The organism is Salinivibrio socompensis S35 (assembly GCF_000513715.1).
Classification (GTDB): domain Bacteria; phylum Pseudomonadota; class Gammaproteobacteria; order Enterobacterales; family Vibrionaceae; genus Salinivibrio; species Salinivibrio socompensis.
Genome location: NZ_AQOD01000207.1, coordinates 1 through 1,814, shown reverse-complemented (window position 1 = coordinate 1,814; position 1,814 = coordinate 1). Strand labels below are relative to the sequence as shown.

Here is a 1,814-nt window from a genome sequence, read left to right as displayed (position 1 = left end):
TCAGAAGCGTTCTTCCCAAGCATGGTGAAGAACAAAACAACCACTAAACCGACGGCACGTTGGGTGTTCTTAAAATTTGAAGGGATCGATACACTCGAATTCGGTGGTCAGAGCTTCATAACCGGTGTACGAGAACACCAACGACGATTGCTGAAACTATTGGGTCAGTTATACGAAACGGTTTATTCCTAAATTAGGTGCGGAAACTCGGATAAAGAGAAATCTGTACCGATATAGAGTAAAAAGGAGTGCTTTACAAGTTGGGGAAGGATTAAAAGTAAATGGAAAATCACAAGTAACAAGAAAAACTAGACTCGGGGAAAACGTTAGCTTCAACGGTATGAAAATCAGCGGTGGCGGTGAAGTTAGTATTGGAAATAACTTCCATTCAGGACCTGAATGCCTAATGATCTCTCAAAATCACAATTTTGATGGTGGTACTAAGATTCCATATGATGACTCGTATATTTATAAAAATATAGTGATAGAAGATCAGGTTTGGCTTGGCTCTCGTGTTATAGTTCTTGGTGGAGTTACGATAGGCGAAGGAGCAATTATTCAAGCGGGTAGCGTAGTTGTTAATGACATTCCAAAATATGCGATAGCAGGTGGTCATCCTTGTAAAGTATTCGCTTATCGGGATATCGAACATTATGAAGAACTAAAAAGTCGACAACTGTTTCATTAACTTAGTGAATCATAGATAGGTACGTGAAGATCCGCGTCCAGGGAAACACGCCGAAGAATCAAATATCTCAGGGCGCTGTTATGTAAGCTCAAAAGCACTCACATCGAAAGAACTTCATGATGCCACGCGCTCGCACTGGTTAATTGAATCAATGCACTGGCAACTTGATGTTGGATTAAAAGAAGATGCCTGCCGAATAAGAGTCGATGACCGAGCGGAAGTTTTTGTACGAATAAGGAAAATGGTTTTGAATTTATTAAAGCAAGAGAAGAGTTTCAAAGCCGGCATTCAACGCAAGCGAATGATGTGCGCGATGGACCAAGAGTACCTAGCGACCGTGCTGGGAAGCCTTTCGTGACGGGGATGTTCATGCGTTTTCCGTGAGTAACGTCCCATGGTTTATCTTTAAAAAGACATAACAATATGAAATTAATGATATTTTCCCCATCATATTCTGGTGGTGGAGCCGAAAAAGTCGCAGTTAACTTAGCAAATCAATATACACTTGAGGGTATTGACGTGACTCTTGTTGTTTTGAGGGACTCTGGTCCTTATAAAAGCATGGTCAATGATAACGTTAAATGTATTAACTTGAACGTTGCCAGGGCAAGATATGCACTAAGTTCTATTATAAGGTTAATTCGAAGTGAAGAACCAACTCATGTATTATCAGTAATCTGTGATGTAAACATTATTGTCGGCTTAGCTACTCTTTTAAATTAAGAATAATAAAATTTAAATTTTCGAGTAGGCTAATACACTAGATGGCCTTGATAATATGTCTTTTTTAAAATCTTTTACATTACAAAAACTTAATGAGGCTAACTTACTTCAGGGCTGATTTGGTTATTGCGAACTCTAGAGATACAAAAAATGATTTAATTCAAAGGAATATAACATCAGCTGAGAAAATTAATGTTATCGGTAATCCGGTTTTACCTGCGGATTTCGAAAAATTACTAGAAGATAAGCACGATTATTTACACCCATGGTTATTTGATAGTGGTTTGAAAGTTATTTTAAACGTCGGTCGATTACACGAGCAGAAAAACCAAGCTTTACTTATTAAAGCATTTGAAAAGTCCTATAGAAAAGATTCATCATTAAGGCTGATAATATTAGGTGA

General features: G+C 37.9%; 3 protein-coding genes and 2 pseudogenes. All 5 read left to right on the top strand.

The window, feature by feature from the left end; translation table 11 throughout:
- Positions 1-192: pseudogene (locus tag DZ54_RS24530) on the top strand (IS1634 family transposase); the annotation flags it as partial.
- A 148-nt stretch (positions 193-340) separates the two neighbouring features.
- Positions 341-688, top strand: a complete 348-nt coding sequence (locus tag DZ54_RS0116835) for an acyltransferase (protein ID WP_128080570.1) — start codon at positions 341-343, stop codon at positions 686-688.
- 43 nt (positions 689-731) lie between these two features.
- Positions 732-1,046 (top strand): annotated as a pseudogene (locus DZ54_RS23810) (ISAs1 family transposase); the annotation flags it as partial.
- Positions 1,047-1,111: 65 nt separating this feature from the next.
- Positions 1,112-1,411, top strand: a complete 300-nt coding sequence (locus DZ54_RS22890) for a glycosyltransferase family protein (protein ID WP_037355158.1) — start codon at positions 1,112-1,114, stop codon at positions 1,409-1,411.
- 119 nt (positions 1,412-1,530) lie between these two features.
- Positions 1,531-1,814: glycosyltransferase (locus DZ54_RS0116825; protein WP_025675360.1), on the top strand; the 284-nt coding region annotated here is incomplete at its 3' end.